The organism is Microbacterium azadirachtae (assembly GCF_000956545.1).
GTDB lineage: Bacteria > Actinomycetota > Actinomycetes > Actinomycetales > Microbacteriaceae > Microbacterium > Microbacterium azadirachtae.
In genome coordinates, this window is sequence record NZ_JYIT01000081.1 from 1 (window position 1) to 24,518 (window position 24,518).

21 protein-coding genes are annotated in these 24,518 nt (G+C 71.4%); 12 read left to right on the plus strand and 9 right to left on the minus strand.

The genetic code is table 11. The features are described from left to right. The first annotated feature begins 92 nt into the window (after window positions 1-92). From RL72_RS12265 to RL72_RS12285, 5 genes are all read left to right on the plus strand, one after another. The gene (locus tag RL72_RS12265) at window positions 93-1,016 is read left to right on the plus strand and encodes an AAA family ATPase (protein ID WP_045251263.1); all 924 of its coding nucleotides are present in this window, start codon (window positions 93-95) and stop codon (window positions 1,014-1,016) included. A 16-nt stretch (window positions 1,017-1,032) separates the two neighbouring features. After that, window positions 1,033-2,343: a DUF58 domain-containing protein gene (locus RL72_RS12270; RefSeq protein ID WP_045251147.1), complete on the plus strand. Its 1,311-nt coding sequence runs from the start codon at window positions 1,033-1,035 to the stop codon at window positions 2,341-2,343. Window positions 2,344-2,438: 95 nt separating this feature from the next. Continuing rightward, on the plus strand, window positions 2,439-2,858 hold the full coding sequence (locus tag RL72_RS12275; protein WP_045251148.1) for a Fur family transcriptional regulator: 420 nt from the start codon (window positions 2,439-2,441) through the stop codon (window positions 2,856-2,858). 94 nt (window positions 2,859-2,952) lie between these two features. Beyond that, window positions 2,953-5,202, plus strand: coding sequence for a catalase/peroxidase HPI (katG, locus tag RL72_RS12280; protein WP_211256056.1), 2,250 nt, complete (start codon window positions 2,953-2,955; stop codon window positions 5,200-5,202). Between the two features lie 143 nt (window positions 5,203-5,345). Continuing rightward, window positions 5,346-6,125: an aquaporin gene (locus RL72_RS12285; protein ID WP_045251149.1), complete on the plus strand. Its 780-nt coding sequence runs from the start codon at window positions 5,346-5,348 to the stop codon at window positions 6,123-6,125. 46 nt (window positions 6,126-6,171) lie between these two features. Here the strand turns inward: RL72_RS12285 and RL72_RS12290 are convergent, their stop codons facing one another. Further along, on the minus strand, window positions 6,172-7,164 hold the full coding sequence (locus RL72_RS12290) for a stage II sporulation protein M (protein WP_045251150.1): 993 nt from the start codon (window positions 7,162-7,164) through the stop codon (window positions 6,172-6,174). A gap of 16 nt (window positions 7,165-7,180) precedes the next feature. Between RL72_RS12290 and RL72_RS12295 the strand changes: the two genes are divergently transcribed. Further along, on the plus strand, window positions 7,181-8,026 hold the full coding sequence (locus RL72_RS12295) for an RDD family protein (RefSeq protein ID WP_045251151.1): 846 nt from the start codon (window positions 7,181-7,183) through the stop codon (window positions 8,024-8,026). A 20-nt stretch (window positions 8,027-8,046) separates the two neighbouring features. Here the strand turns inward: RL72_RS12295 and RL72_RS12300 are convergent, their stop codons facing one another. Then, window positions 8,047-8,253 carry a DUF3499 family protein gene (locus RL72_RS12300; RefSeq protein ID WP_045251152.1) on the minus strand — a complete coding sequence of 69 codons (207 nt, stop codon included), beginning with the start codon at window positions 8,251-8,253 and terminating at the stop codon, window positions 8,047-8,049. A 49-nt stretch (window positions 8,254-8,302) separates the two neighbouring features. On the opposite strand from RL72_RS12300, the gene RL72_RS12305 reads away from it, so the two are divergent. Beyond that, window positions 8,303-8,749 carry a hypothetical protein gene (locus tag RL72_RS12305; RefSeq protein ID WP_309599119.1) on the plus strand — a complete coding sequence of 149 codons (447 nt, stop codon included), beginning with the start codon at window positions 8,303-8,305 and terminating at the stop codon, window positions 8,747-8,749. 51 nt (window positions 8,750-8,800) lie between these two features. On the opposite strand, the gene RL72_RS12310 is transcribed toward RL72_RS12305, so the two are convergent. From RL72_RS12310 to RL72_RS12320, 3 genes are all read right to left on the minus strand, one after another. Continuing rightward, window positions 8,801-10,201, minus strand: coding sequence for a DUF5719 family protein (locus tag RL72_RS12310; RefSeq protein ID WP_045251153.1), 1,401 nt, complete (start codon window positions 10,199-10,201; stop codon window positions 8,801-8,803). After that, window positions 10,198-13,314: a glycosyltransferase gene (locus RL72_RS12315; RefSeq protein ID WP_082072360.1), complete on the minus strand. Its 3,117-nt coding sequence runs from the start codon at window positions 13,312-13,314 to the stop codon at window positions 10,198-10,200. The genes RL72_RS12310 and RL72_RS12315 overlap by 4 nt, the downstream gene beginning before the upstream one ends. Before the next feature lie 105 nt (window positions 13,315-13,419). Next, window positions 13,420-13,737 (minus strand): WhiB family transcriptional regulator, encoded by a 318-nt coding sequence (locus RL72_RS12320; protein WP_082072361.1) that lies wholly within the window; start codon window positions 13,735-13,737, stop codon window positions 13,420-13,422. Window positions 13,738-13,948: 211 nt separating this feature from the next. On the opposite strand from RL72_RS12320, the gene RL72_RS12325 reads away from it, so the two are divergent. The 4 genes from RL72_RS12325 (at window position 13,949) to RL72_RS12340 (ending at window position 18,307) form a co-directional block, all read left to right on the plus strand. Further along, window positions 13,949-15,355 (plus strand): O-antigen ligase family protein, encoded by a 1,407-nt coding sequence (locus tag RL72_RS12325; RefSeq protein WP_045251154.1) that lies wholly within the window; start codon window positions 13,949-13,951, stop codon window positions 15,353-15,355. Beyond that, window positions 15,352-16,647 (plus strand): O-antigen ligase family protein, encoded by a 1,296-nt coding sequence (locus RL72_RS12330; RefSeq protein WP_045251155.1) that lies wholly within the window; start codon window positions 15,352-15,354, stop codon window positions 16,645-16,647. The genes RL72_RS12325 and RL72_RS12330 overlap by 4 nt, the downstream gene beginning before the upstream one ends. 89 nt (window positions 16,648-16,736) lie before the next feature. Next, complete coding sequence (locus RL72_RS12335) at window positions 16,737-17,711, plus strand: glycosyltransferase family 2 protein (protein WP_045251156.1); 975 nt, start codon at window positions 16,737-16,739, stop codon at window positions 17,709-17,711. After that, window positions 17,711-18,307, plus strand: coding sequence for a hypothetical protein (locus tag RL72_RS12340; RefSeq protein WP_045251157.1), 597 nt, complete (start codon window positions 17,711-17,713; stop codon window positions 18,305-18,307). The genes RL72_RS12335 and RL72_RS12340 overlap by 1 nt, the downstream gene beginning before the upstream one ends. A gap of 16 nt (window positions 18,308-18,323) precedes the next feature. Here the strand turns inward: RL72_RS12340 and RL72_RS12345 are convergent, their stop codons facing one another. Genes RL72_RS12345 through glf form a run of 4 tightly spaced genes read right to left on the minus strand, consistent with a single transcriptional unit; the run spans window position 18,324 to window position 23,102 of the window. Next, entirely contained in the window at window positions 18,324-19,064 is a 741-nt protein-coding gene (locus RL72_RS12345; RefSeq protein WP_045251158.1) for an ABC transporter ATP-binding protein, read from the minus strand. Then, the gene (locus tag RL72_RS12350) at window positions 19,064-19,858 is read right to left on the minus strand and encodes an ABC transporter permease (RefSeq protein ID WP_045251159.1); all 795 of its coding nucleotides are present in this window, start codon (window positions 19,856-19,858) and stop codon (window positions 19,064-19,066) included. Before RL72_RS12350 ends, RL72_RS12345 begins: the two co-directional genes overlap by 1 nt. Before the next feature lie 38 nt (window positions 19,859-19,896). Then, a complete protein-coding gene (locus RL72_RS12355) occupies window positions 19,897-21,969 on the minus strand; it encodes an acyltransferase family protein (protein WP_052674368.1) in 2,073 nt (690 codons plus the stop codon). Next, window positions 21,966-23,102: a UDP-galactopyranose mutase gene (gene glf / locus RL72_RS12360; protein WP_045251160.1), complete on the minus strand. Its 1,137-nt coding sequence runs from the start codon at window positions 23,100-23,102 to the stop codon at window positions 21,966-21,968. The genes RL72_RS12355 and glf overlap by 4 nt, the downstream gene beginning before the upstream one ends. A gap of 252 nt (window positions 23,103-23,354) precedes the next feature. Between glf and RL72_RS12365 the strand changes: the two genes are divergently transcribed. Next, entirely contained in the window at window positions 23,355-24,491 is a 1,137-nt protein-coding gene (locus tag RL72_RS12365; protein WP_045251161.1) for an NAD-dependent epimerase/dehydratase family protein, read from the plus strand. The last annotated feature ends 27 nt before the right edge of the window (window positions 24,492-24,518 follow it).

Sequence of the window (24,518 nt, forward strand, 5' to 3'; positions counted from 1 at the left end):
GGCCGGGGCCGGGGCCGAGCGCGCCCTCGGCCCCGGCCCCGGCCGTGCCGACGCCCGCGCCGGCATCGGAGGACGCCGCGCTGCGACAGGCGATGCAGCGCGTGCGCGCCGAGGTCGACAAGGCCGTGGTCGGCCAGGCCGGCACCGTGACCGGTCTGCTGGTCGCGCTGCTCGCCCGCGGACACGTGCTGCTCGAGGGCGTGCCCGGCGTCGCGAAGACGCTGGTGGTGCGCTCCTTCTCCCGCGCGCTGGGCCTGGACACGAAGCGCGTGCAGTTCACCCCTGACCTGATGCCCGGCGACGTCACCGGATCCCTCGTCTACGACGCAAGGACCGGCGAGTTCGAGTTCCGCCGAGGTCCGGTGTTCACCAACATCCTGCTCGCCGACGAGATCAACCGCACGCCGCCGAAGACCCAGGCCGCCCTGCTCGAGGCCATGGAGGAGCGCCAGGTCTCGTCCGACGGCGCGAGCCTGCCGCTGCCCGATCCCTTCCTCGTCGCCGCCACGCAGAACCCGATCGAGCACGAGGGCACCTACTCGCTGCCGGAGGCCCAGCTGGACCGCTTCCTCATGAAGCTCGTCGTCGGCATGCCGGAGCGCGACGCCGAGGTCTCCGTGCTGCGCCGTCACGCCGACGGGTTCTCGCCGCGCGCGCTCACCGACCTGCATCCCGTGGTCACGGCGGAGGAGATCCTCGCCGCGCAGCAGGCGGCAGGACGCGTGCAGGTGACGGACGACGTGCTCGGCTACGTCGTCGATCTCGCGCGCGCCACCCGGCAGTCGCCGTCGGTGCAGCTGGGCGCCAGCCCCCGCGCCTCCACCGCTCTGCTGGCGGCGGCCAAGGCCTGGGCCTGGCTCAACGGATCGAGCGCGGTCACCCCCGATCATGTGCAGACGATGCTGATCCCGGTCTGGCGGCACCGCCTGCAGCTGCGGCCCGACGCGGAGATGGAGGGCGTCTCCGCCGACGCCGTGCTGACGAGCGTCGTGCAGCAGACCCGCGTCCCGATCTGACCCCGGAGACGCCTCCATGTTCCTCACCGGTCGCCTCGTGATCGTCGCCGCCCTCGGCGTCGTGCCGATCGTGCTGCTCGACGCCCTCGGGGTGCCGCCGTGGTCCGTGCTGCTCGGCTGGCTCGCGCTGTGCGCCGTGCTCGTCGGCATCGACGTGCTGCTCGCCGCTCCGCTCGGCGCCCTGCGCATCACGCGGGACGTGCCGAGCCGGGGGCGTCAGCTGGAGCCGGCGACCGCGACGGTGGTCGTGCAGAACCTCGGCGAGCGACGGCTGCGGGGAACCCTCCGGGACGGCTGGCAGCCCACCGCGGGCGCGTCGGAGCGGGGCAGGATGCGCCTGGACCTGCCCGCCGGCGAGCGCCGCAGGCTGTCGATCACGCTCCTCCCCCGCCGCCGGGGCGAGCTGTCGAGCGAGTTCATCGCCGTGCGCTCCACGGGGCCGCTGGGCCTCGCCGGTCGCCAGGGACGCCACCGGGTGCGCGGCGCGATCCGGATCCTGCCGCCGTTCACCTCGCGCCGTCACCTGCCCTCCCGGCTGGCGCGCCTGCGCGAGCTCGACGGCAACACGAGCGTTCAGGTGCGCGGTCAGGGCACCGAGTTCGACTCGCTGCGCGAGTACGTGCGCGGCGACGATGTGCGCTCGATCGACTGGCGCGCCACCGCTCGCGCGGGGACGACCATGCTGCGCACCTGGCGTCCGGAGCGCGATCGGCACGTCGTGATCCTGATCGACACCGGACGCACGGCGGCGGCAAGGGTCGGTGACGGCACACGGCTGGACGCGGCGTACGAGTCGGCCCTGCTGCTGGCCGCGCTGGCGCAGCGTGCGGGCGACCACGTGCACCTGCTGCTGTTCGACCGCACCGTGCGTGGGCGGGTCAGCGGGGTCGACGGCCCCGCGCTGCTGCCCGCGCTGTCCGACGCCATGGCCCCGGTGCACGCCCGGCTCGTCGACACCGACTGGGGCGCGGCGTTCGCCGCGATCCGCACGGTGACGACCCGCCCGTCGCTGATCGTGGTGCTCACCGCGCAGGACGCCGTGGAGAGCGCCCGCTCGTTCCTGGGCGCGTTCCCGACCGCCTCCCGCGCCACGACGATCCTCGTGGGCTCCGCGACCGACGTCGCGATCGCCGACCTCGCGCGTGCCCGCGATTCCCGGGAGGACGTGTACCTCGCCGCCGCGGCCGAGCGCACGCTGGCCGACGCCGCCCGCGTGGCCGACGCGATCCGCCGCGCCGGGGCCGAGCCGCTCGCCGCGGATCCCGAGGACCTCCCGCCGCGCATCGCCGACCGCTACCTCGATCTGAAGGCCGCGGGCCGTCTCTGAGCGCGCGGCGTCCGCCGGGGCGGGATTCCTCGGCGACGACACGCCGACCCGCGCCCGTTTTCCTGAATCATTCAGGAAAAGGCTACGGTGGAGGCATGGACACCTCGGCGATCATCCGCGGCGCGGGACTGCGCGTCACGGTGCAGCGCATCGCCGTACTGCAGGCGCTGGCCCTCGCCCCGCACAGCTCGGCGGACCGGATCCACAACGCGGTCGCGGGTGCGGACATCGCGCTGCCGACCGTGCACGCGATCCTCGGGGATCTGGCCACGGCGGGCATCGTCCGCCGTGTGAGCCTGCCCGACGCCGACCGCGCGCTGTTCGAGGTGGAGCCGGACGACAACCATCACCACATGCAGTGCGTGCGGTGCGGACGCCTGGAGGTCGTCGCGTGCGCGGTCGGGGCGTCGCCGTGCCTGCATCCCTCCGAGGACCACGGGATGCGGCTGCTCGAGGCCTCCGTCACCTACCGCGCGATCTGCGCCGCCTGCGACGAGGTGCACGACTCCGCGTGACCGAGACGCACGCCGACCGCCGCCGGGGAACCGTCTCCGGGGAGCGGTGATCGGCGCGCCAGAAAAGCCACCCAGAAGAGAGAAAGGATCTGCCTTGTCTGACACGAACGCTGCTGCGACCCGCACAGCATCCCAGAACACCGCGGAATGCCCCATCGATCACGCCGGCCGAGGAGCGGCACGCCCCGCGGGCGGCCGCACCGGCAACACCGACTGGTGGCCCGAGCGCCTCAACCTGCGCCAGCTCGCGAAGAACCCCGCGGTCGGCGACCCGCACGGCGAGGACTTCGACTACCGCGCCGCTTTCGCGACCCTCGACCTCGACGCGGTCAAGAAGGACATCGCGGCCCTCCTCACCGAGTCGCAGCCCTGGTGGCCCGCCGACTTCGGCAACTACGGCCCGCTGATGATCCGGATGGCGTGGCACTCCGCGGGCACCTATCGCGTCTTCGACGGCCGCGGTGGCGGCGGCACCGGTCAGCAGCGGTTCGCGCCGCTGAACAGCTGGCCCGACAATGTCGGCCTGGACAAGGCCCGCCGCCTGCTCTGGCCGGTCAAGAAGAAGTACGGCAAGGCGCTGAGCTGGGCCGATCTGATGATCCTCGCCGGCAACGTCGCGCACGAGGAGATGGGCATGCCCACCTTCGGCTTCGCGGGCGGCCGCCCCGACGTGTGGGAGCCGGACGACGACGTGTACTGGGGATCCGAGAAGATCTGGCTCGACTCGAGCGCCCGCATCAGCACCGACGAGCAGGGCGAGCGCTCGCTCGAGAAGCCCCTCGCCGCCACGATGATGGGCCTCATCTACGTGAACCCCGAGGGACCGGAGGGCAACCCCGACCCGCTCCTCGCCGCGAAGGACATCCGTGAGACGTTCGGCCGCATGGCGATGAACGACGAGGAGACGGTCGCCCTCATCGCCGGCGGTCACACGTTCGGCAAGACGCACGGCGCGGCCCCCGAAGCCGGCAACGTCGGAGAGTCGCCCGAGGGCGCTCCGATGGAGCAGATGGGCCTCGGCTGGAAGAGCAGCCACGGCGCCGGCCACGGCAACGACACCATCGGATCCGGACTCGAGGTCACCTGGACCTACCACCCCACCCGCTGGGACAACGAGTTCTTCCACATCCTCTTCGCCTACGACTGGGAGCTCACCACAGGACCCGGCGGCGGCAAGCACTGGAAGCCGGCCGACGGCGCCGGATCCGACATGGTGCCCGAGGCGCACGGCGAGGGCCGCCGCGAGCCGCGGATGCTCACCACCGACCTCGCGCTGCGCGAGGACCCGGTCTACCGGGAGATCTCGCTGCGCTTCAAGGACGACCAGGCCGCGTTCACCGACGCGTACAGCCGGGCGTGGTTCAAGCTCACGCACCGCGACCTCGGCCCGAAGAGCCGCTACCTCGGACCCGAGGTTCCCGCAGAGGACCTGCTGTGGCAGGACCCCCTGCCCGCGCACACCGGAGCCCTGATCGGCCCGGCCGAGATCGCCGACCTCGAGCAGCGGATCGCGGCGACCGGGCTCAGCGTCTCGGACCTCGTCTCCACCGCCTGGGCCGCCGCCGCGTCGTTCCGCGGCAGCGACAAGCGCGGCGGTGCGAACGGCGGCCGGATCCGCCTCGAGCCGCAGCGCAGCTGGGAGGTCAACCGGCCTGCCGAGCTCGCCCGCGTCATCGCGGCGCTCGAGGGCGTGCAGGAGGCGTTCAACGCCGCCGGCGCAGCGCAGGTGTCGTTCGCCGACCTGGTGGTGCTGGCGGGCAACGTCGGCGTGAAGCAGGCCGCGGCGGCCGCGGGGCGCGCCGTCGAGATCCCGTTCACCCCCGGGCGCACCGACGCGACGCAGGAGCAGACCGACATCGAGTCGTTCCAGTACCTGAACCCGCAGGCCGACGGCTTCCGCAACTACGTCAGCGACGTGGCGCGCGCGATCCCCGCCGAGGTGCTGCTCGTGGACCGGGCGGGCCTGCTGACGCTGTCCGCCCCGGAGATGACCGCCCTCGTCGGCGGTCTGCGCGTGCTCGGCACGAACTGGGACGGATCCCCCTACGGCGTGCTCACGCACACCCCCGGCGTGCTCACGAACGACTTCTTCGTGAACCTGCTGGATCTGAACACGACCTGGAAGCCGCTGGATCCCGGATCCCACGCGTTCCAGGCGACGGACGACGCGACCGGCGAGAAGACCTGGCTGGGCACCCGCGCCGACCTCGTGTTCGGCTCGAACTCCGAGCTCCGCGCGCTGGCCGAGGTGTACGCCAGCGACGACGCCCAGGAGAAGTTCGTGGACGACTTCGTGAAGGCGTGGGTCAAGGTCGCCGAGCTCGACCGCTTCGACGTGCGCTGATCCCGCGAGCCCACCGCAGCGCGAACGCCCGACGGCCCGTCCCGATCCCGGGGCGGGCCGTCGGCGCTGCGGTGCCGCGCACGGCTTCGCCGGTAGTGTCGCTGAGGGCGGCGCCCGCCCGGCGCCCGACAGCAAGGAGTCCCATGTCCCGCATCGAATCGCCCGCGGCGCCGGCGTCCCCGCTCCCCGCTCGCCTCGTCGCCGAGGGTCTCGGGACGTTCCTGCTGGTCGCCGCCGCGATGGGCACGGCCCTGTTCGCATCGAACCACTTCACCGACCCCGGAGCGCAGGGGGCGATCTACCTCGCCGTCGCGCTCGCCGTCGGGCTCTCGGTGCTCGTCGGCGTCTACGCCTTCGGGCCGATCTCGGGCGGCCATTTCAATCCGGCCGTCACGCTCGGCGCCGCCGCGGCCGGCCGCATCCCGTGGAAGGACGCCGGGCCGTACGTGGTCGCGCAGTGCGTCGGCGGCGTCGTCGCCTCCACGGTGCTCACCCTGATCGGCACGTTCGGCCCGGAGGGCTGGCTGCCCCGCGCACAGGACGCGGGCTTCGCGAGCAACGGATGGGGCACGCTGTCCCCCGGCGGCTTCGGCGCGTGGGCCGCGATCATCGCCGAGGTCGTCTTCACGGCGCTGTTCCTGTTCGTGATCCTCGGCGTCACCCACCCGGTGCGGGGCACGCCGTTCGCCGGGGTCGCGATCGGCTTCACACTCACCCTGGGCGTGCTGGCGACGCTGCCGATCGACAACGCCTCGCTGAACCCCGCCCGCTCTCTGGCGACCGCGATCTACGGCGGCGTCGGGCCGCTGCTGCAGCTGTGGGTGTTCCTGGTCTTCCCCGTCGTCGGCGCGCTGATCGCAGGGTTCACCTACCGCGCCCTGTTCGACGTTCCCGTCGACCAGGGATCCCGCCCCTCGAGCTGACCACGCCGCGACCACCCCGGCAGGGGGCGAGCGCCGGATCCGGTTCTCAGCCCGCGACGAGCGTCGGCGTGCCCGCCTCGAACTCCGTGAGATCGCCGGTCTCCCCGAGCCGCTGCGCACGTCGACCCACGAGCAGCATGTAGGCGAGGAAGACGGCCAGCGCGAGGGCGCCGATCCCGATCTTCACGGGCCACGGCAGGCCCCATCCCGTCACGAAGCCCTCGACGAGGCCGGAGAGCCCGAGCGCGAACACGAGTCCGAGCGCCACCGTGCCGAGCGATCGCCCGGCGGAGGCGAGCGCCTCGCCCCGGCCGCGCTCCCCCGGCACCAGCCATGCCCAGAAGATGTGCAGGCCCGCCGCCGCGGCGACGAAGATGCAGGTGAGCTCGAGCATCCCGTGCGGCAGCAGATACAGCACCACCACGTCGCCGCGACCGTAGGCGAACATGACGCCGACGGCGAGGCCGACGTTCACGGCGTTCTGCATGAGCACGACGATGGGCCAGATCCCCGTGATCCCGAACAGCACGCACTGCGCGGCGATCCAGGCGTTGTTGGTCCACACGAGGCCCGCGAACGTCGCGGCGGGGTTCTCCGTGTAGTACTCGGTGAAGGCGTGGTCGACGTAGTACTTCAGGTCGGCCTTGGACCCGAGGGCCGCGACGAGCGCCGGATCCGAGGTGATCCACACGGCCACCACGACGATGACGGCGAGGCTGGCGAGCGCGATCACCAGGGTGGTCCACCGGAGGCGGTACAGCGCCGCGGGGAGCTGACGCGTGAAGAAGCGCCCTGTCTGGCGCAGCACGTTGTCGCTCTGCCCGGTGAGCCGCAGCCGCGCCCGCGCGAGGATCGTCGAGACGTGCGCGCTCTGCGGCGAGGATCCGACGGAGCTGCGCAGATCGGCGAGATCCGCCGAGGCCGCGCGGTAGCGGGTGATCAGCTCGTCGACCCCGGCGCCGTCCAGACGCTGCCGGCTGAGGTCGTCCAGGCGCGCCCACTCGCGGCTCCTGGCATCGGCGAGTGCGTCGGCGTCCACCTGCTTTACTGTACTCATGTCGGATGCCCTGCCCTCGAGCACGGCCGCGAGCGCGCACTCCGCGGCCCTCGACCGCGACGACGAGGTGCTCTCCGGCGAGGCCGTCGCGATCGAGGTGCAGCCGGTGGGGCTCTTCCTCCGGGCCCTGGGCGCGCTGATCGACGGGGCCCTGTGCTGGGCGATCTATCTCGGCTACATCGCCGTGCGTCTCTGGCTGATCGTCACGATCGCCGACTCCGCACTCGACCGGATCCTGGGCGTCCTGGCCCTCGTCACCGCGTTCCTCGTCGTGCCCTGCGCGATCGAGACCCTCACCCACGGACGCAGTCTCGGCCGGCTCGCGGTGGGCGGGCGGATCGTGCGCGTCGACGGCGGCGCCGCCGGCTTCCGCCACGCCTTCATCCGCGCGCTCGTCGGCGTGTTCGAGACCTATATGACCTTCGGCGCGGTCGCGTTCCTCACCGGGGCTTTCACCGCCCGCTCGCAGCGCCTGGGCGACCTCGTCGCCGGCACGTACTGCCAGAAGGTGCGCACGCCGCGGCTCTCGCCCCGGCCGATCGCGATGCCCCCCGGCCTGGAGGCGTGGGCGGCGATCGCCGACGTCGCACGCATGCCCGACCGGCTCGCCCGGCGGATCTCGCAGTTCCTGGACAGCGCGCCGCAGCTGCTCCCGGCTGCCCGCGCCCGGATCGCGCAGGAACTGCTCGCCGAGGCGTCCGCCTTCATCTCACCGGTCCCCGCCGCCCCGCCGGAGGTCGTGCTGGTCGCCGCGACCGTGCTGCGCCGCGAGCGGGAGAGCCGTGCGCTGCGCCTCGCCGACGAGCGGGTGCAGAAGCTCAGCGGCCTCGACGTCGGAGTCTGAGGATCCGACCCGCGGGCCGGTCAGGCCTGCAGGGTCTCATGCCGCACGACGATCCAGCCGGTGGGCACGGAGAGGCGCTCGGCGTGGATCGCGCACAGATCGTGCGCGTGCGGGTCGTTCTCGACGCCGAGGGGCCCCAGGGCCGCCATCTGGTCGCCGTAGTCGTAGGTGAGGGTCGCCACGGCCTCGCGCGCGCAGCCCACCTTGGAGCAGAGTCGTCCGTACATCCCTTTCAGGGTAGCCGCGGACCTCTCGCCCGCCGCTTAGACTTGCCGCATGCGTCGCGCTCGTGGACCCCGTCGTGCCGCCGTCGCGCCGCGTCGGGGAGACCGGCACGGCCGCCACGGGCGGCTCGGCCGCAGCTCGGTGGTGCGGCCGCCGCTCCCCCCGCTCGACGGCCGGCTCGACACGTTCGACCTGCACGTCGGATCGGCGGTCGAGCTGCTCCGATCGATGTGGCCGGATCTGCGACCCGTGCGCATCGAGATCGCTGCGATGCCGTCGCACTCCGACGCCGACGGGCTGCCCCGGTGGCTCATCGACACCGCCGCGCAGCGCATCGTGCTGTTCCGCGTGCCGATCGAGCGGCTGCTCGAGCCCGGTCATGACGACGCCGCCCATCGCAGGATCGCGATCGAGGGGGCCGTCTTCCGCGCGGCCGCGCAGTACATCGGCCGCGAGCCCTGGGAGATGGATCCGCGGGGCTTCGACACGGACGAGTGACCCGGCCCGACGACCCCGGTCTTCACCGCACCACCGGGGCCATCGACGCGTTCAGCGCTGGTACACGGTGACGGGCGCCGCCGCCGCGTCCGCGGCCCACACCGGATATCCGGCGAGGCGTCCGATGCCCGAGTACGCCACGGCTGCGCGCACGGCGGTCGGCGACGTCAGCGTGTAGGTGGTGGAGCCGGTGAGGGCGATCGTCGCCCCGCCGCCGGGCTTCAGCGCGACGCTCTGCGCCTTGCCGCCGGAGACCGGGGCGATCTGCACCGTCGTCGCCTGATCGGAGGCGTTCTGCAGGTGCAGCTGGGGAGCGGGGCCGTCGGCCACCGCGAACGCCGTCTCCCCGGTGATGGTCGGCGCGGGCGTCATCCAGGCGAAGTCGGACCCCTTCACGAAGCCGGTCGTCTGCCAGGCCGCCGCGACGACGGGCGCCGTCGCCGACACGTCGATGCCGTACAGCCCGGGCTTGAGGGCGGAGAAGTTCACGGATCCGACCTGGCCCGCGGTGAGCTTCACGGTCTTCGGCTCGCCGACCTTGGACCCGTCGGCGGCGTTGCGCGGCTGCAGCGTGACCGTGGCGTCCGCATCCGGGGACAGCAGACGCACCGCCGTGGAGGCGTTGTCGTCGTCGGAGGAGCCGACCACGGCGCGCACTCCCAGCAGGGAGAAGTCCTTCAACGGCTGGGCGATCGCGTCCTGCACGTCGACGCCCACCGGGTCGAGGATCCGGATCAGGCTCGACTGCAGCGCCGCGCGCACGGGGGCGCCGCTGGAGGTCACCTTCACGACCGGGCTGCTCTCCCCCGCCGATCCGGCGACGAGTGGTACCGTCGACTGGGTGCGCGGGGGGACGACGAGCTCGGACGAGTGCGTGCCGCCCTGCGACCCGTACTCCGTGAAGACCACGTTCGCGGGGACGGCACCGGGGTTGGCGATCAGGAGGATGTCGCTCGAGCCGGTGGTTCCGGCGCCGCCGACGATCCACGACTCCATGCTGGGCGGACGGCAGGCCGAGGCGGCGAAGCCGGCGAGGTCGTCCGCGGTCACGGTCAGCGATTGGGCCGCCGCGACGAGTGCGGGCTTGCGACCCTCCGGCGCTGCGCTGAATCCGGGCGCCGCCTGGTCGTCCAGGACCCCGGCCATGCCGAGCTCGATCGCGTCGAGGGACGCGGATCCCGCCGCGCCGCGCACGACCTGCGGGGTCGCGGCGACGCTCAGTTGCGACGCCTGCGACGCGTCCCGGCCGAGCGCGAGGAAGGATCCGGCGCAGCTGAGCAGCGTGTCTCCGGCGACCGGCGTGATCGTCGCGTGCTGCGCCGTGTGCTCGACGGTCGGCCAGGCGGCCGGGACCGCGATCACCGCGCCTGCGACGCACGCCGCGGACACGATGGCTCCGGCGACCAGGCGGGCGCCCGTGGCGACCACGCGCGTGGAGGTCCTGCTGCTCATTCGTCGGCCTCCTTCGCGGGCGCGGATCCGGTGCGGGGTTCTGACGCATCGTCGACGTTGACCTCGGTCGCCGATTCCGGCGGCGCGACGCCGTCCGTCTCCTCCGCGTCGAGGAGGGCTTCGGTGCTCGTGGTCGACTCCGCCTCGGGCTCCGGCGCCGCCGTCTCCTGCGCGGACGGCGCGCTCTGCTCATCCGGCGCCTCACCGGCGGGATCGGCGGACCCGGCGCCGGCGACGGCGGGGATCACGAGCGACTCCGGGGACGTCTTCGGCTTCCGCCGCGGACGCGCCCGCCGCTCCCGTTCGGGCTTGGCCGGACGCGGTGCGCGCTCGGGAAGCACCCCGACCGCGCGCGGGACCGCCCGGGCGGCGCGACGAGACGACCGCGTCGGGATCGACAGGAGGAGGGCGGCGAGCAGCACGATGATCTCGATCGCGACGACGAGCTGTGCCGTCGCGCGCTGCCCGGCCGTCAGTCCCTGACGGGCGGCCGGCGCCGCCTCCATGCGCCAGAGGACGCCGCGGGGCGTCTCGCCGACGCGCACGAAGCCGGTGCGCTGGTCCAGGGCGGTGCCCGCCTGCAGCCGCAGCGAGCGCGCCGCGGAGGTCTCCTTGTCCGCGGCGGACTCCACGAGCACGAAGCGCACGCCGAGGGCGCCGAGTGCCTTGGGCGCATCGAACTGCCGCGCGGAGACCAGGTCGACGGAGAGCTCGGTGAGATCGACGCCCTGCGGGGCGGTCGCCGTGCTCACCATCGTGGCCTGCGCGCCCAGGGTCGCACTCGCGCCCCAGACGACGGTGGTGCCGAGCGCGCCGCTCGGCTGAGCGGTCAGCACGAGGGTGCCGAGTTCGCGGTCCCCCCGCGCCTGCGCGCTGACGTAGGCCGGAAGCGTGGTCAGCTCTCCGCGGTGGATCGTCGCCTCACCCGTGACCAGGGAGACGCCGGTCGGCACGGCGCACACCACGACTCCCGCGGCGGCGACCAGGGCCGCCAGCCCTCGCCACGTCGGGCGCGTGATGGCGCAGTCGAGTGTGACCAGTGCACCGCCGAGCACGCCGATCCAGGCGAGGCTCAGCGCGGATCCCGGCCAGATCGGCACGGCCTGGGACTGCGTGAACGCGACCGCGATGCCCACGACCGCGAACGCCGTCGCAAGACCCGTGGCGGCGACGAGCAGGGATCCGATCCCGACGCTCCAGCGCCGCGTGATCGTCGAGACGACGGCCAGCACGCCGAGGGGCGCGGCGAGCCAGAGCACCCAGGGCGCGCCGTGCGCGTGCAGCAGGGCGGGCCAGCCCGCCTGGTCCATCGTCGGCAGCCCGCCGAGCAGCGCAAGGCGCCCTGCCGCATCCGCCGTCGCCTGGGGTGCCGCGAGGATCGCGCCGGGGTCGGACAGGAGCGCCCAGAGCGTTCCGCGCGCCGCCTGCCAGATCGCGAGCGGAGCGAAGACGACCACGGACGGCACGAGCACCCAGACCATGCGCACCGCGCCGCGCACCCGACGCAGCACCAGCAGCCACACGATCGCGATCAGCCACAGCAGCACGAACGCCGGAGCCAGCGAGGGGGCGCAGGCGAGGCTCGCCGCCGTCAGCAGCGACGCAGCTCCGGCGGCTCCCCAGGAGCGCTGCGCGACGAGCACGGTGTGGAAGACCCACGGCAGCAGCAGGTGCAGCAGGACGGCGGCGGGGCGGCCGTCTGCGAGGGCGATGAGGAAGGTCGGCGCCAGCGCCCACACCGTCCCCGCGAGGATGCGCAGGCCGGGGCGATCCGTGATCCGCGTGGCCGCGAACCAGCCGCCGAGCATCGCGAGCGGGAGCGCCGCGACCCAGAGCAGCACGAGGGAGAACGACGGCGCGCCCGGCCACAGCGACCCGAGAACGGCCAGCACCCCGGAGAACGGATCGGCCGGGCCGACCACCCCCACTCCGAAGCCGCGCTGCCCGTAGGCGGCATCGCGCCACAGCGCTGCGACGGTCTCGCGCATGGGCAGCAGCGCTCCCCCGCCGAGGGCGGGCCACGCCAGCAGCGAGGCGAAGAGCGCGACGCCGGCCACCAGCGCCGCCAGCACCGCCCATGCACCGCCGCCGGAGAAGAAGCCGAGCTCCTCGTGCACACCGGCCTCGGTGCCGTGTCCGTCGTCGAGGTGCTGGCGCAGCTGCGCGCGCGTCATGCGGAGCGGCGCGATGCTCGCCCAGGACGCGCTCCGGTCGGCCTTGATCGCCCGCCGCGACCGGGCCACGGCGGATCCGGAGACCATCGCGACGCCGGCCGCGCCCCACTCCGGCAGCACCGCTGCCGGGCGCTTGCCGGTGAGGTGCGTGATCGAACGCCACAGCGCCAGCGGGAGCAGGGACAGCCAGTGCAGCGGGACCGCTGCCGCGGGCGCGTAGCTGAGGCGCCGGTGCAGCTGCGCGCGCCGCCGGGCGTACGCGTCGGCGGCCGTGCCTTCGCCGGTCGTGTCGTCGACGGCGATCCGCGCACCGGGGGCGAGCACGATGCGCGCGCCGGCGAGGCGCGCCCTGACACCGAGATCGAGTCCTTCGTCGCGTCCGCCCAGGCCCGGATCCGGGCGCAGTCCGCGGCCGGCGCGGATGAGGAGTCCGCGCACGTCGGCGCCCAGCGTGTCGTCCTGACCGTCGAGCTGGCCCTGGTCGAGCTCGCCGCGCGCCGGGTCGACGGCACGGCCGAGCCGCGTCATGCTCTGGCCGAACGAGGCGATGCGGTGCTCGTCGACATCGCTGAGCAGCTTCGGCGCGGCGATCGCCGCGGCCGGAGACCGCTCGAGCGCGCCGGCGAGCTGCTCGAGCGCTGAGGGTGCGGGCGCGCAGTCGTCTGTGAGGATCCACAGATCCGCGTCCTTCGCGACCCGGGGAAGGGCCAGGGCGACGGCGGAGGCGAGGGTCGTGGAGGCCTTCGTCTCGATGACGGCCTCTGCCGACTGCGCGACGCGCACACTGCTGCGCATGGCGGAGGAGGGCCCGCAGGCGACGATCGTCAGCGCGTCGGGCCGACGGGTCTGCGCGGCGAGCGCATCGAGGGCGCGCAGCAGGCGCGCGAGAGAGGTCGACCCCGAACGGGCGACGAGGACGGCGTGTACTCGGGCAGACATGACGGGGTCAGCCTAAGCGGGCGAACCGGACGAGCAGGCTTCCGGCTGGGCGCGTCACCGTTTTCCCGGCGGACGCATCATTCGCGCGAGTCGGGCGCGCCCGCCTCAGACGGCGCGGCGCTTGAGCTTGCGGCGCTCGCGCTCGGAGAGCCCGCCCCAGATGCCGAAGCGCTCGTCGTTGTTCAGCGCGTACTCGAGGCATTCGCCCCGCACGTCGCACGAGGTGCAGATCCGCTTGGCGTCGCGGGTGGATCCGCCCTTCTCCGGGAAGAAGGCCTCGGGATCGGTCTGGGCGCAGAGCGCCTCGCTCTGCCAGGCGAGAGCGTTGTCATCGCCCTCGGTCGGACGGCGAACGCCCGGGACCCCCAACTGGACCGGATCGACGAACCAGTCGTCGGGAACGTCGGAACGGTATGCCGTCATGTCGCCCTCTCCCTCGTTTCCCCCCGGGTGCCCCGCGGGCCGCGTTGCATAACTAATTACACCCGTGTCATTCCCGTGGGTCAAGTCGCGGATCGTAAACCCTCAAGCATCCGTTGAACGTTCTTCGACGCGTTCGGCGTGTCGCGTCGGCGTGTCGGAGACCTGCCCGCGCTCCCGGCGCGCCGAGAGGCGCGCGGTACTCTGAACCACGATGGCGCAGCACTCCCGACTCTCCACGGCACCCCCGCCGAGCGCACCGGCGCGCGAATCCACCGGGCATCTGCTCCTGCGCGCGCACATCGTGCTGCTGCTGTTCGGCGTGTTCGCGCACACCGCCGTCTTCAACCTGCTCGGCGTCGACGGCGCCGCCGTCGTGCTGGGCGTGCTGCTGCTGGGCACGCTCGGACTCGCCGTCCCGCGGATCGCGCTGGCCCGCCCCGCACGATTCCCCTGGCGTCGGCTGCCGTGGGCGGCTCTCGGCTACCTGGCCGTCGCTCTGGTGTCGGTGCTGTGGTCGAGGTGGCCGTCGGCGACGCTGCTCACCTGGACGCTGCAGGCATCCATCACCGTGGTGGCGCTCTTCATCGCGTTCACCCTCAGCTGGCACGAGATCGCGCGCGCTCTGTCCAGCGCGCTGAAGTGGGTCCTCGGCCTGTCGCTCGTCCTCGAGCTGTGGGTCGCGCTCGTGCTCCGACGCCCTCTGCTGCCGTTCTTCTCCGATCTGCCCGCCGGGAAGCCGGATCCGCACTGGTACTGGGTGCGCGGCGATCTCTTCGACGGCGGACGCCTGCAGGGCATCGTCGGGAACTCGAACACCCTGGGCATCCTCTGCGCGATCGCCCTCGTCGTGTTCGCGCTACTGTACGCGCAGGGGGCCAGGCGCCGGCCGGCGCTGCTGATCTGGATCGCGCTGGCGGCGTTCTTCTTCCTCCGTGCCGGATCCGCGACCGCGTACGCCTCGCTGGCGATCGGCGCGCTGGTGCTCGGCGCGGCACTGCTCTTCCGGCGCGCCCGCAGGCCCGCCCAGCGCACGCGCCTGTACGCGGTGTTCGCCGCGGTCGCGGTCGTCGGGGCCGCGGGGATCTGGTTCGCCCGCAACACGGTCTTCGGGGCGCTCGGCAAGTCCTCGGATCTGACCGGACGCGTCGAGATCTGGCGCAAGGTGTGGGAGCGTGCCGTGCAGCACCCCGTCTTCGGCAACGGCTTCTCCTCCCCCTGGGTGCCGTGGGACCCGGCGTTCCACGGCTGGATCATCGACCACCGGATCACCGTCTTCATGGCGCACAACATGTGGCTGGACGTGTTCCTGCAGCTCGGCGCGATCGGCGTCGTGCTGATCGCGATCGTCTTCCTCGCGTTCGCCTGGCGGGCGTGGTTCTTCGCGGTCGACCGTCCGCGCTGGGATCTGGTGGACGACCGCCCGTACGCCGCGCTCTCGCTGCTGCCGACGGTGCTCGTCGCGATGCTCCTGGTGCTCGGCCTCGCCGAGTCGACCCCGATCATGCTCTGGGGCTGGCTGCTCGTGATCCTGCTGTCGTTCAAGATGAAGATCTCCCCGTTCGTGGGATCAGGACCCGGCGAGGGCGCACCGCCGCAGTCGCGCCGCCGAACGGCATGACCACTCCGCGGCGGCGCCTGGCGAGGACCCTGTCCTCGGTCGAGATGGCCCGCGCGTACACGACCTGTGCGCTGCTGTCCGTCTTCGGCTCGTACGCGATCGGCGCGTTCACGTCCGCCGCCACCCGCAACACGATCATCGCGGCCCTCAGCGTAATCGGCATCGGGATCCTGTGGGTGCGCCGCGACGAGCTCAGCCCCCTGCGCGTCGCTCCGTCGACGCTGCTCGCCTTCCTCGCCTGGACGCTCGCCAGCACCGTCTGGTCCACCGCCTCGACGGCGACGCTGAAGTCCTGGGCCGCACTCGCGGGCTACGCCGTCATCGCCATCGTCGTCGGCCACATCCGGGACACGCTGCAGACGGTGCGGGCACTGGGCGACGCGCTGCGGATCCTGCTCGCCGCCTCCCTCATCGCCGAGATCATGAGCGGCATCCTCCTGGACATGCCTTTCCCCTTCCTCGGCATCCAGGGACGGCTGGCGACCGGCGGGCCGATCCAGGGCCTCTTCGGCACCCGCAACATGCTCGGGCTCATCGCCGTCATCGCGATCATCACCTTCGTGGTGGAGTGGCGTTCGCAGTCGCTCTCCGCGGCCGTCGCGATCCCCTCGGTCGTCGTCGCCGGGACCCTCGCGCTGTTCTCGGCGTCGCCGACGGTGCTCGTGCTCGCCGCCGTCGTGGGGGTCGCGAGCGTCGCGCTGGTGATGGTGCGCCAGGCTCCCCCGGCGAGGCGCGGACCGCTGCAGTGGACCATCGGCGCCGTGGTGCTCGCCGCGCTCATCGCCGCCGCCGTGTTCCACCAGCGGATCATCGCGGTGCTGGATGCGGGAAGCGACTTCAACACGCGGGTCGACCTGTGGACGACCCTGCTCGGATACGTGCAGCAGCGGCCCGCGCAGGGATGGGGCTGGTTCGGACTCTGGAACGACGATCTGTACCCGTTCAACAGCATCAACTACTTCACCAACGACCACCACGGCAGCGCACTGAACGCGTTCTTCGACACTCTGCTGCAGGTCGGCGGCGGCGGCCTGCTGCTGTTCTGCCTGCTCGGCGGCGTCGCGCTCGTGAGGTCCTGGCTGGTGGCGAGCGTGCGTCGTTCGGTCGTCTACGCCTGGGCTCCGCTGGTGCTCGTGACGCTCGCCGTGGACTCGGTGTTCGAGAGCTTCACCCTCGTCGGCGCGGGCTGGTTCCTGCTCGTGCTGTGCGCGCTGCGGGCCGGGCAGTCGCGCAGCTGGCGGGAGAACATCGACGCCGTGCAGACCAGCTCCACTCCGCTGCCGGATCGCTGAGGCTCCGCGGCGCGCGCACGCGCGCAGGGACGTGGGAGGTTCGGCGGGTAGGCTGGAAGGGCCCCCTCACCCTCTCTGGAGCGACATCCGTGACCCCTGACCGCCAGAACGGCGCCGCCGGCTTCGACCCGGCCACCGCGACGATCGTCATCGTCACCTTCAACCGCTCCCACCTGCTGCAGGGACTGCTCGAGAGCATCGAGCGGATGGACCCGAAGCCGGGACGGGTCGTGATCATCGACAACGCCTCGTCCGACGACACCACCGACGTGGTCGACTCGTACCGCTCCCGCGTCGGCACGGAGATCGTGTACCGGCGGCTCGAGACCAACACGGGCGGATCCGGCGGCTTCAGCGAGGGCATGCGCACCGCGTACGAGCTCGGATCCGAATGGATCTGGATGATGGACGACGACGTCGAGGTGCTCCCCGACGGCCTCGCGAGGATGGGCGCCTGGGCGCCGCGCTTCAAGAGCATCCAGGGCCGGCGCTACGACTACGACGGCAGCGCGTTCTACTGGCAGTACCGGATCGCGGAGCGCATGGGCATCCCGATCCCGTTCGCGCCCGCAGGCTTCGACGCCACGGGCTTCAAGCCGATGAACAGCGGCTGCTTCGAGGGGATGTTCATCCACCGCTCGATCGTCAAGGAGATCGGCCTGCCCGATCCGCGCTTCTTCATCTATTGGGACGACCAGATGTACGGCTGGCTCGCGTCGCGCAAGACCCAGGCCGTGATCGTGGACGAGTTCGTGCTGCGCCGCACCCGCGAGATCAAGCAGTGGGACATGGGGATCCGGCACATGAACGCGTCCAGCAACGCATACCGGTACTACATCATGCGCAACCGCGCCTACCTGAAGCAGTACTACCGCCAGCACGGCGTCTACAGCCCCGTGCTGTTCGGCCTCGGCACCACGATGACCTTCGCCAAGGAGCTGATCCGTCTCGTGTTCGTCGAGCGCACGGTGCGAGGAACGAGCAATCTGTTCCGCGGGCTGCGCGACGGCGGGAAGATCGGCCGCGACCGCAGCTGGCGCCCCATGCCGGCCCTGGAGGACTGATGAGCGAGCAGAAGCCGGAAGCCGTCTGGATCTTCCCGGACGAGAAGCCGAAGCGCGGAGGACGGATCGCGCTCATCATCGCACTCGTGGTGGCGGTGCTGATCGCCGCCGGCGTGGTGGCGCTGTTCCTGATCCCGCGCGGCGACGGCGCGGCACCGACCCCGAGCCCTTCGGTGTCGAAGTCCGCGACGCCGTCCCCGACGGTCTCCCCCACGCACGCACCCACCTCCGCTCCGACCGATCTGCCGACCGCTCCGGTCACCTCGCCTCCTCCGGTGCCTGACCCGTCCCTCGACCAGTTCCGCGCCCTGGTGCAGCCTCGGCTCGATGACGCCGCCACCGGCCTCGGCATCGCCCAGGGCCAGAGCGGGGATGCGGCGACGCAGACCGTCGACTCCTTGCAGATCGACGCCCAGAACCTGGCCGGGCAGCCCGCACCGTCCTCGATCGCCGGTGCGTGGAGCCAGGACGTGAACGTCTACTCAGCCAAGCTTCAGGCGCTGAAGAACGCGTTCGCCAGCGGCGCGGATGCCTCCGCAGCGCTCGCCGACGCCCGCGCGGCGCTCGGACAGCTGCGCGGACTCGTCGGACTCTGAGTCCGCAGGCGGTCCCTCAGGAGTTGTCCGCGTTGTACCGGTCCAGCACGTCGCCGATGGATGCGTCCAGGACCAGTCCGCCCTTGTCCAGGTAGAGCCCCCGCGTGCAGAAGCGGCGCAGATCCTTCTCGTTGTGCGAGACGAAGAACAGCGTGCGCCCCTCGGCGAGCAGTTCGTCGATGCGCCGGTAGCACTTGTCCCTGAAGGCCTTGTCCCCGACGGCGAGCACCTCGTCGACCAGCAGGATCGGCTCCTCCAGCTGGGACACGACGGAGAACGCGAGCCGGACCTTCATGCCGTTGGACAGATGCTTGTACGGGGTGTCCTGGAACTTCTCCAGCTCGGCGAAGTCGATGATGTCGTCGTAGCGCGCGGAGACCTCGGCACGGCCCATGCCGTGCAGACCCGCGGTGAGCCGCACGTTCTCGCGCACCGTGAGGTCGCCGACGAAGCCGCCGGTGAGCTCGATGAGCGGGGCGACGCCGCCGTGCACGCGCACCTGCCCCTCGTCGGGCAGCATCACGCCCGCGACGAGCTTCAGCAGCGTCGACTTGCCCTGGCCGTTGCGGCCGACCACACCGATCGCCTCGCCGTGGCTCACGCGGAACGACACGTTCCGCAGCGCCCAGAACTCACCGGGCCTGTTCCGCCGCTTCTTGCCCGCGAAGAGGTCCTTGAAGCTGCGGCGTCCTCGGCGGCCCAGCCGGAACCGCACGCCGAGCCCGTCGACCTCGATCGCGGTGCGCTCCTGGTCCATCACAGCTCCTTCAGCACGTCTCGCTCGAGGGAGCGGAAGGTGAACAGCCCGAGCGCGAGGAACACCAGGGTGACGACGACCCCGATGATCACCGGCTCCGGCTGCCACTGCCCCGGGAACAGCCCGACGCGGTACAGGGTGAAGATGCCCGACAGAGGATTGAGCGCTCCGAGGACGTGCAGCTCGTGCGGGAGGTCCTTGAAGCCGTAGATGATCGGCGAGACGTAGAACAGCGCCCGGAGGATCAGCGCCGTCGTGCGCTCGAGATCGGCCCAGAGCACGCAGAGGGGGGCGACCAGCAGCCCCAGCCCGATGAGGAGCACCGTCTGCCAGATCATCGCCACGGGGAACAGCAGCAACGACCAGTTCGCCTTCGCCCCCGCGAACACGGCGAACAGCACCAGCACGGGAATCGCGAACGTGAACTCGAGGCCCTTGGTGACGATGACCCGCACCACCCAGATGGACCGCGGGATCGCGGTGGACCGGATCAGGCGGGCGTCCTTCTTGAACGCGCGGGTGAACTCGCCCACCGCCGTGTTGAACCACACCCAGGGCAGCAGCGCGGTGATGAGGAAGACGATGTACGGCTGCTCGCCGACCTGACCTCGGTGGAACACCTGCGTGAACACGAACCAGTAGATCGCGCTCATGACCAGCGGATCCAGCACGGACCAGAGGTAGCCCAGCACGCTCGTCGCGTAGCGGACGCGGAGGTCGCGCGCCGACAGCAGCCACAGCGAATGGAAATAGCGCCGGGGCGACCCGGGGGCGCCGGCCGTCGTGTGACTCACGGATCCGAGTCTATTCGGGGTCGCTGCTCGTCCCTGTGTCACGGCTTCAGGAAGTCGTCGCCGAGCTGCTGCTCGAGCGCGGGACCGAGGGTTCGGGCGAACTGCGCGCTGAGGTGGTTCATGTCGAGATACACCGCGATGTGCCCGATCACGACATGGCAGGTCCCGTCAGGACAGAGCCAGGGCGTGAAGTCGATGAGCGTCATCCGGTCGGCGTACTCGGCGGCCGGATTCTCCGGCGCCAGCGCGGACTCCGCGGGGAAGTCGCAGAACTGCCGCTCGATCGCGCACGTGTAGTAATTGGTCTCTCCCGAGCGCGGGTTGTCGCGTACGCCCACGACCGGGATCGCGGCCGCATCGAAGGTGTCGAGCAGGTCCCCCAGCCCGGCGATCGCCTCCTCGTCCGGACTGTCCGCGGACGCCGCCGTCACGATCGTGAAGAACGCGTCGGGATGGATCGTCAGCACATGGTCCAGCGCGGCGGCCTGCCACTCATCGCAGAGATGTTCGGGGACGGCCATCGGATGATCGGCGGCGAGGGAGCACCACGGCCGGAAGATCATCACGACCCCCCACCCGCGCCGATCCGCGACAGCCCGGACCGCGGAGGTCATCTGCTGTGCATGCGAATTGCCCATGACCACCACGACGCGCGACGCGCTATCGGCATTCGACGTCTGCTGGCAGTTCTCCTGCACGATGTCGACGTCGGAAGCGAACCTCCCGGAGCACGCCCGGTCCAGCTCCGTCCAGTTCTCCGCCTCCGGACCGCTCACGGAGGGGATGATGGGAATGCCGTCGTCCTCGGTCGTCCCCGGTGCTCCCTGAGCACCCGTATAGGCCTTCTTGTACGCCTGCTGCAACGCCGCAGCCTGGCTCGTCACGTTCCACTGCCACGGGGCGAGGACGGCCGTCACGAGCGCGATGCAGCAGACGATGACCGCCGCGTTGCGCCAGGGGACGCCGCCATCGCCGGCGCGAAGCCGCAGCGGCCTCTCGACCCAGAGGGTGATGACGCGGGCCAGCACGAGCGAGGACGCGATGATCAGCGCGCCGTCGAGCGCGGACGCCTGGGTCTGGCCGCGCCAGCTGAGCCAGAGGATCAGAATCGGCCAGTGCACCAGGTAGAGCGCGTACGCGTCGCGGCCGACGGCCAGCACAGGGCGGGTCGCCAGGATCCTGCCCGGGCCGAGATCCGCCGAGGTGGATCCCTCGTCGTCGGGTCGGGTCCCGGAGACGATCACCAAAGCGGCCGACACGATCGGCCACAGTGCAAGGTATCCGGGGAAGCCGCCGCGCACGTCGATGACCATGCCGCAGACGACGAGCCCGAACAGGCCGAGCCATCCGAGTGCGGCGCGCAGCACCCGGGGAAGGCGGACGTGCGGGAGGGCGAGCGCGAGCAGCGAGCCCGCGGCGAACTCCCAGAGCCGCGCACGGGTGTCGAAATAGGCGAACGTCTGCTGCCCCGCGGTCTCCCAGACGGAGAAGGCCAGCGAGCCGGCGAACACCACGCCGAACAGGACGGCCATGACGCCCCCGGCCGACCGCCCGGTCGTGCGGACGATCAGCGCCCCGACGAGGAAGAGCAGGGGCCACAGCACGAAGACCTGGCCCTGCACGGAGAGCGACCAGAAGTGCTGCAGTGGTGAGGCGAGCGCCGAGTCGTGCGCGTAGTAGTCCACGCCGTCGTTCGCGAGCACCCAGTTCTGCACGTACCCGAGGGAGGCCCAGCCCTCCTTCCAGAGCTGCGGCCAGGAGGTCTGCGGCAGGAGCAGCCAGCACGCGCCGAGCGTCGCGGCCAGCACCACAGCCGCCGCCGGCATGAGCCGGCGGAACCGGCTCAGCAGGAAGGCGCCGATCGCGAGCGGCTTGCCTGCCTCCATCCGGCGCACGAAGGAGCCGGTGAGGAAGAAGGCGGAGATCATCAGGAAGACGTCGACTCCGCCCGAGACCCGCCCGATCCAGACGTGGTAGACGACGACCAGGAGGATCGCCACGGCCCTCAGCCCGTCGATGTCGCTGCGGTGGCCCTGGCGCTGTCGCTGCAGGGCGCTCGTCCGCGCCACCGCAGCGCGATGCGCCCGGCGGGAGTGCGTGTCGACCGTCATGCCAGCTGGTTGTTCCACATCGACAGGGCGGATCCGATGGCCATGTGCATGTCCAGGTACTGGTAGGTCCCCAGGCGACCGCCGAAGAGCACGTCCTGCTCCCCCTTCGCGAGCTCGCGGTAGGCGAGCAGGCCGTCCCGGTCGGCCGCGGTGTTCACCGGGTAGTACGGCTCGTCGCCCCGCTCCGCGAACCGCGAGAACTCCCGCATGATCACGGTCTTGTCGGTCGGGTAGCGATCGGCGCGCTCGGGGTGGAAATGGCGGAACTCGTGGATCCGGGTGTAGGGCACATCCGCGTCGGGGTAGTTCATGACGCTGGTGCCCTGGAAGTCTCCCGTGTCGAGCACCTCCTGCTCCAGGTCGATCGTCCGCCAGCCGAGCTCGCCCTCCGCATAGTCGAAGTAGCGGTCCACGGGACCGGTGTACACGATCGGCACCTGACCGACGGTCGAGCGCTTGTTCAGCGGCTGCGCGTCGTCGAAGAAGTCGACGTTGAGCTTCACGTCGATGTTGGGGTGATCGGCCATGCGCTCCAGCCACGCGGTGTAGCCGTCGGTCGGCAGGCCCTCCCAGGTGTCGTTGAAGTAGCGGTTGTCGTAGTTGTACCGCACCGGCAGCCTGCTGATGATCGACGCAGGGAGCTCGCGCGCGTCGGTCTGCCACTGCTTGGCGGTGTAGTCGCGGATGAACGCCTCGAACAGCGGACGGCCGATCAGGGCGATCCCGCGCTCCTCGAGGTTCTTCGCCTCATGCGCGTCGAACTCGCCTGCCTGGCCCGCGATGAGCGCCCTCGCCTCATCGGGCGTGTAGGCGGCGCGGAAGAACTGGTTGATCGTGCCCAGGTTGATCGGAAGCGGGTAGACCTCGCCCTTGTGCGTCGAGTACACCCGGTGCACATAGCCCGTGAACGTCGTGAAGCGGTTCACGTACTCCCACACGGTCGCGTTCGACGTGTGGAAGAGGTGAGCGCCGTAGCGGTGCACCTCGATGCCGGTCGTCGGCTCGTCCTCGCTGTACGCGTTGCCGCCGATGTGGTGACGACGGTCGATGACCGTCACCTTGCGGCCCGCTGCTGCGGCGCGCTCGGCGATGGTGAGGCCGAAGAAACCCGACCCGACGATGAGGAGATCCATGTGAGAGGCCCTTCTGCACGATGCGTTCCCTGCCCCGTGCGCTCCGCGATCATCGGGATCGATCGCAAAACACCTCGATCTTACGGCCTGTCGCTCGATGAACCCTGGATCCCTCCCGCGTGGGCTGGGCAAGGCGGGTCGCCGGAACGCGCTGCGATACAGTCGACGGAGGCACACTTCTTCGCGGGCCCGCTGCCGCGTCGACGTTTCGAACGCCGCCGAGCCCCGTCCGAGCGCCCGAGGAGAGCATCCATGTCGGAACACGTCCTGATCACCGGCGGAGCCGGCTTCATCGGAACCCGCCTGTCCGCGCGATTCGCGAGCGACGGCCACGCCGTCACCGTCCTCGACGCGCTCATCCCGCAGGTCCACGGCGAAGACCCCGAGACGACCTCCCCGCTGCTGCGCTCGCTCGACGGCGTCGCCGAGGTGATCGTGGGCACCGTGACGTCGAAGGAGGATCTGCGCCGCGCGCTTCGGGACGCCACCATCGTCATCCACCTGGCGGCGGAGACCGGTACGGGCCAGTCGATGTACGAGATCGACCGCTACGTGGACGCCAACGTCGGCGGAACGGCGAAGCTGCTCGACATCCTCACCAACGAGGAGCACTCCGTCCGCCGCGTCGTGATCGCGTCGTCGCGCTCGATCTACGGCGAAGGAGCCTACGAGACCACCGACGGCCGGCGGGTCTACCCCGAGCACCGTTCCGACGCCGACATGGCGGCGGGCGACTTCGAGGTCCATGTTCCGGGCGAGGGGGAGCTTCGGCTCATCCCGACCGACGAGACCGCGCTCGTCCACCCGTCGTCCGTCTACGGGATCACGAAGCAGATGCAGGAGTCGCTCATCATGACGGTGGCGCCGACGATCGGCGTCGAGCCGGTCTCGGTGCGCTACCAGAACGTCTACGGCCCCGGGCAGTCGCTCAAGAATCCGTACACGGGCATCCTGTCGATCTTCTCCACGCTGATCCGGCAGGGCAAGGACATCAACATCTTCGAGGACGGCGAGGAGAGCCGGGACTTCGTCTACATCGACGACGTCGTCGAAGCGACCTATCTCGCCGCCACGGCGCCTGCGGCCGCGGGCGGGATCTTCAATGTGGGTTCCGGCGTCGCCACGTCCGTCAACGACGTCGTCGCCGCGCTGTTCGCCGCGTACGGCACGGAGGTGCCGACGCGGATCTCCGGCAACTACCGCCTCGGCGACATCCGTCACAACGTCGCGGACACGAGCGCGCTGCGTGAGATCCTCGGATTCACCCCGGCGGTCGCGTTCGAGGACGGCGTGAAGCGGTTCGCCGAGTGGGTGCTGACCGAGCCGGTCGAAGCCGACGGATACGAGCGCTCCCTCAAGGAGATGGCCGAGCGCAAGCTGCTCAAATGACGGTCGCTGCTCGGGCTGCGCCCGCGC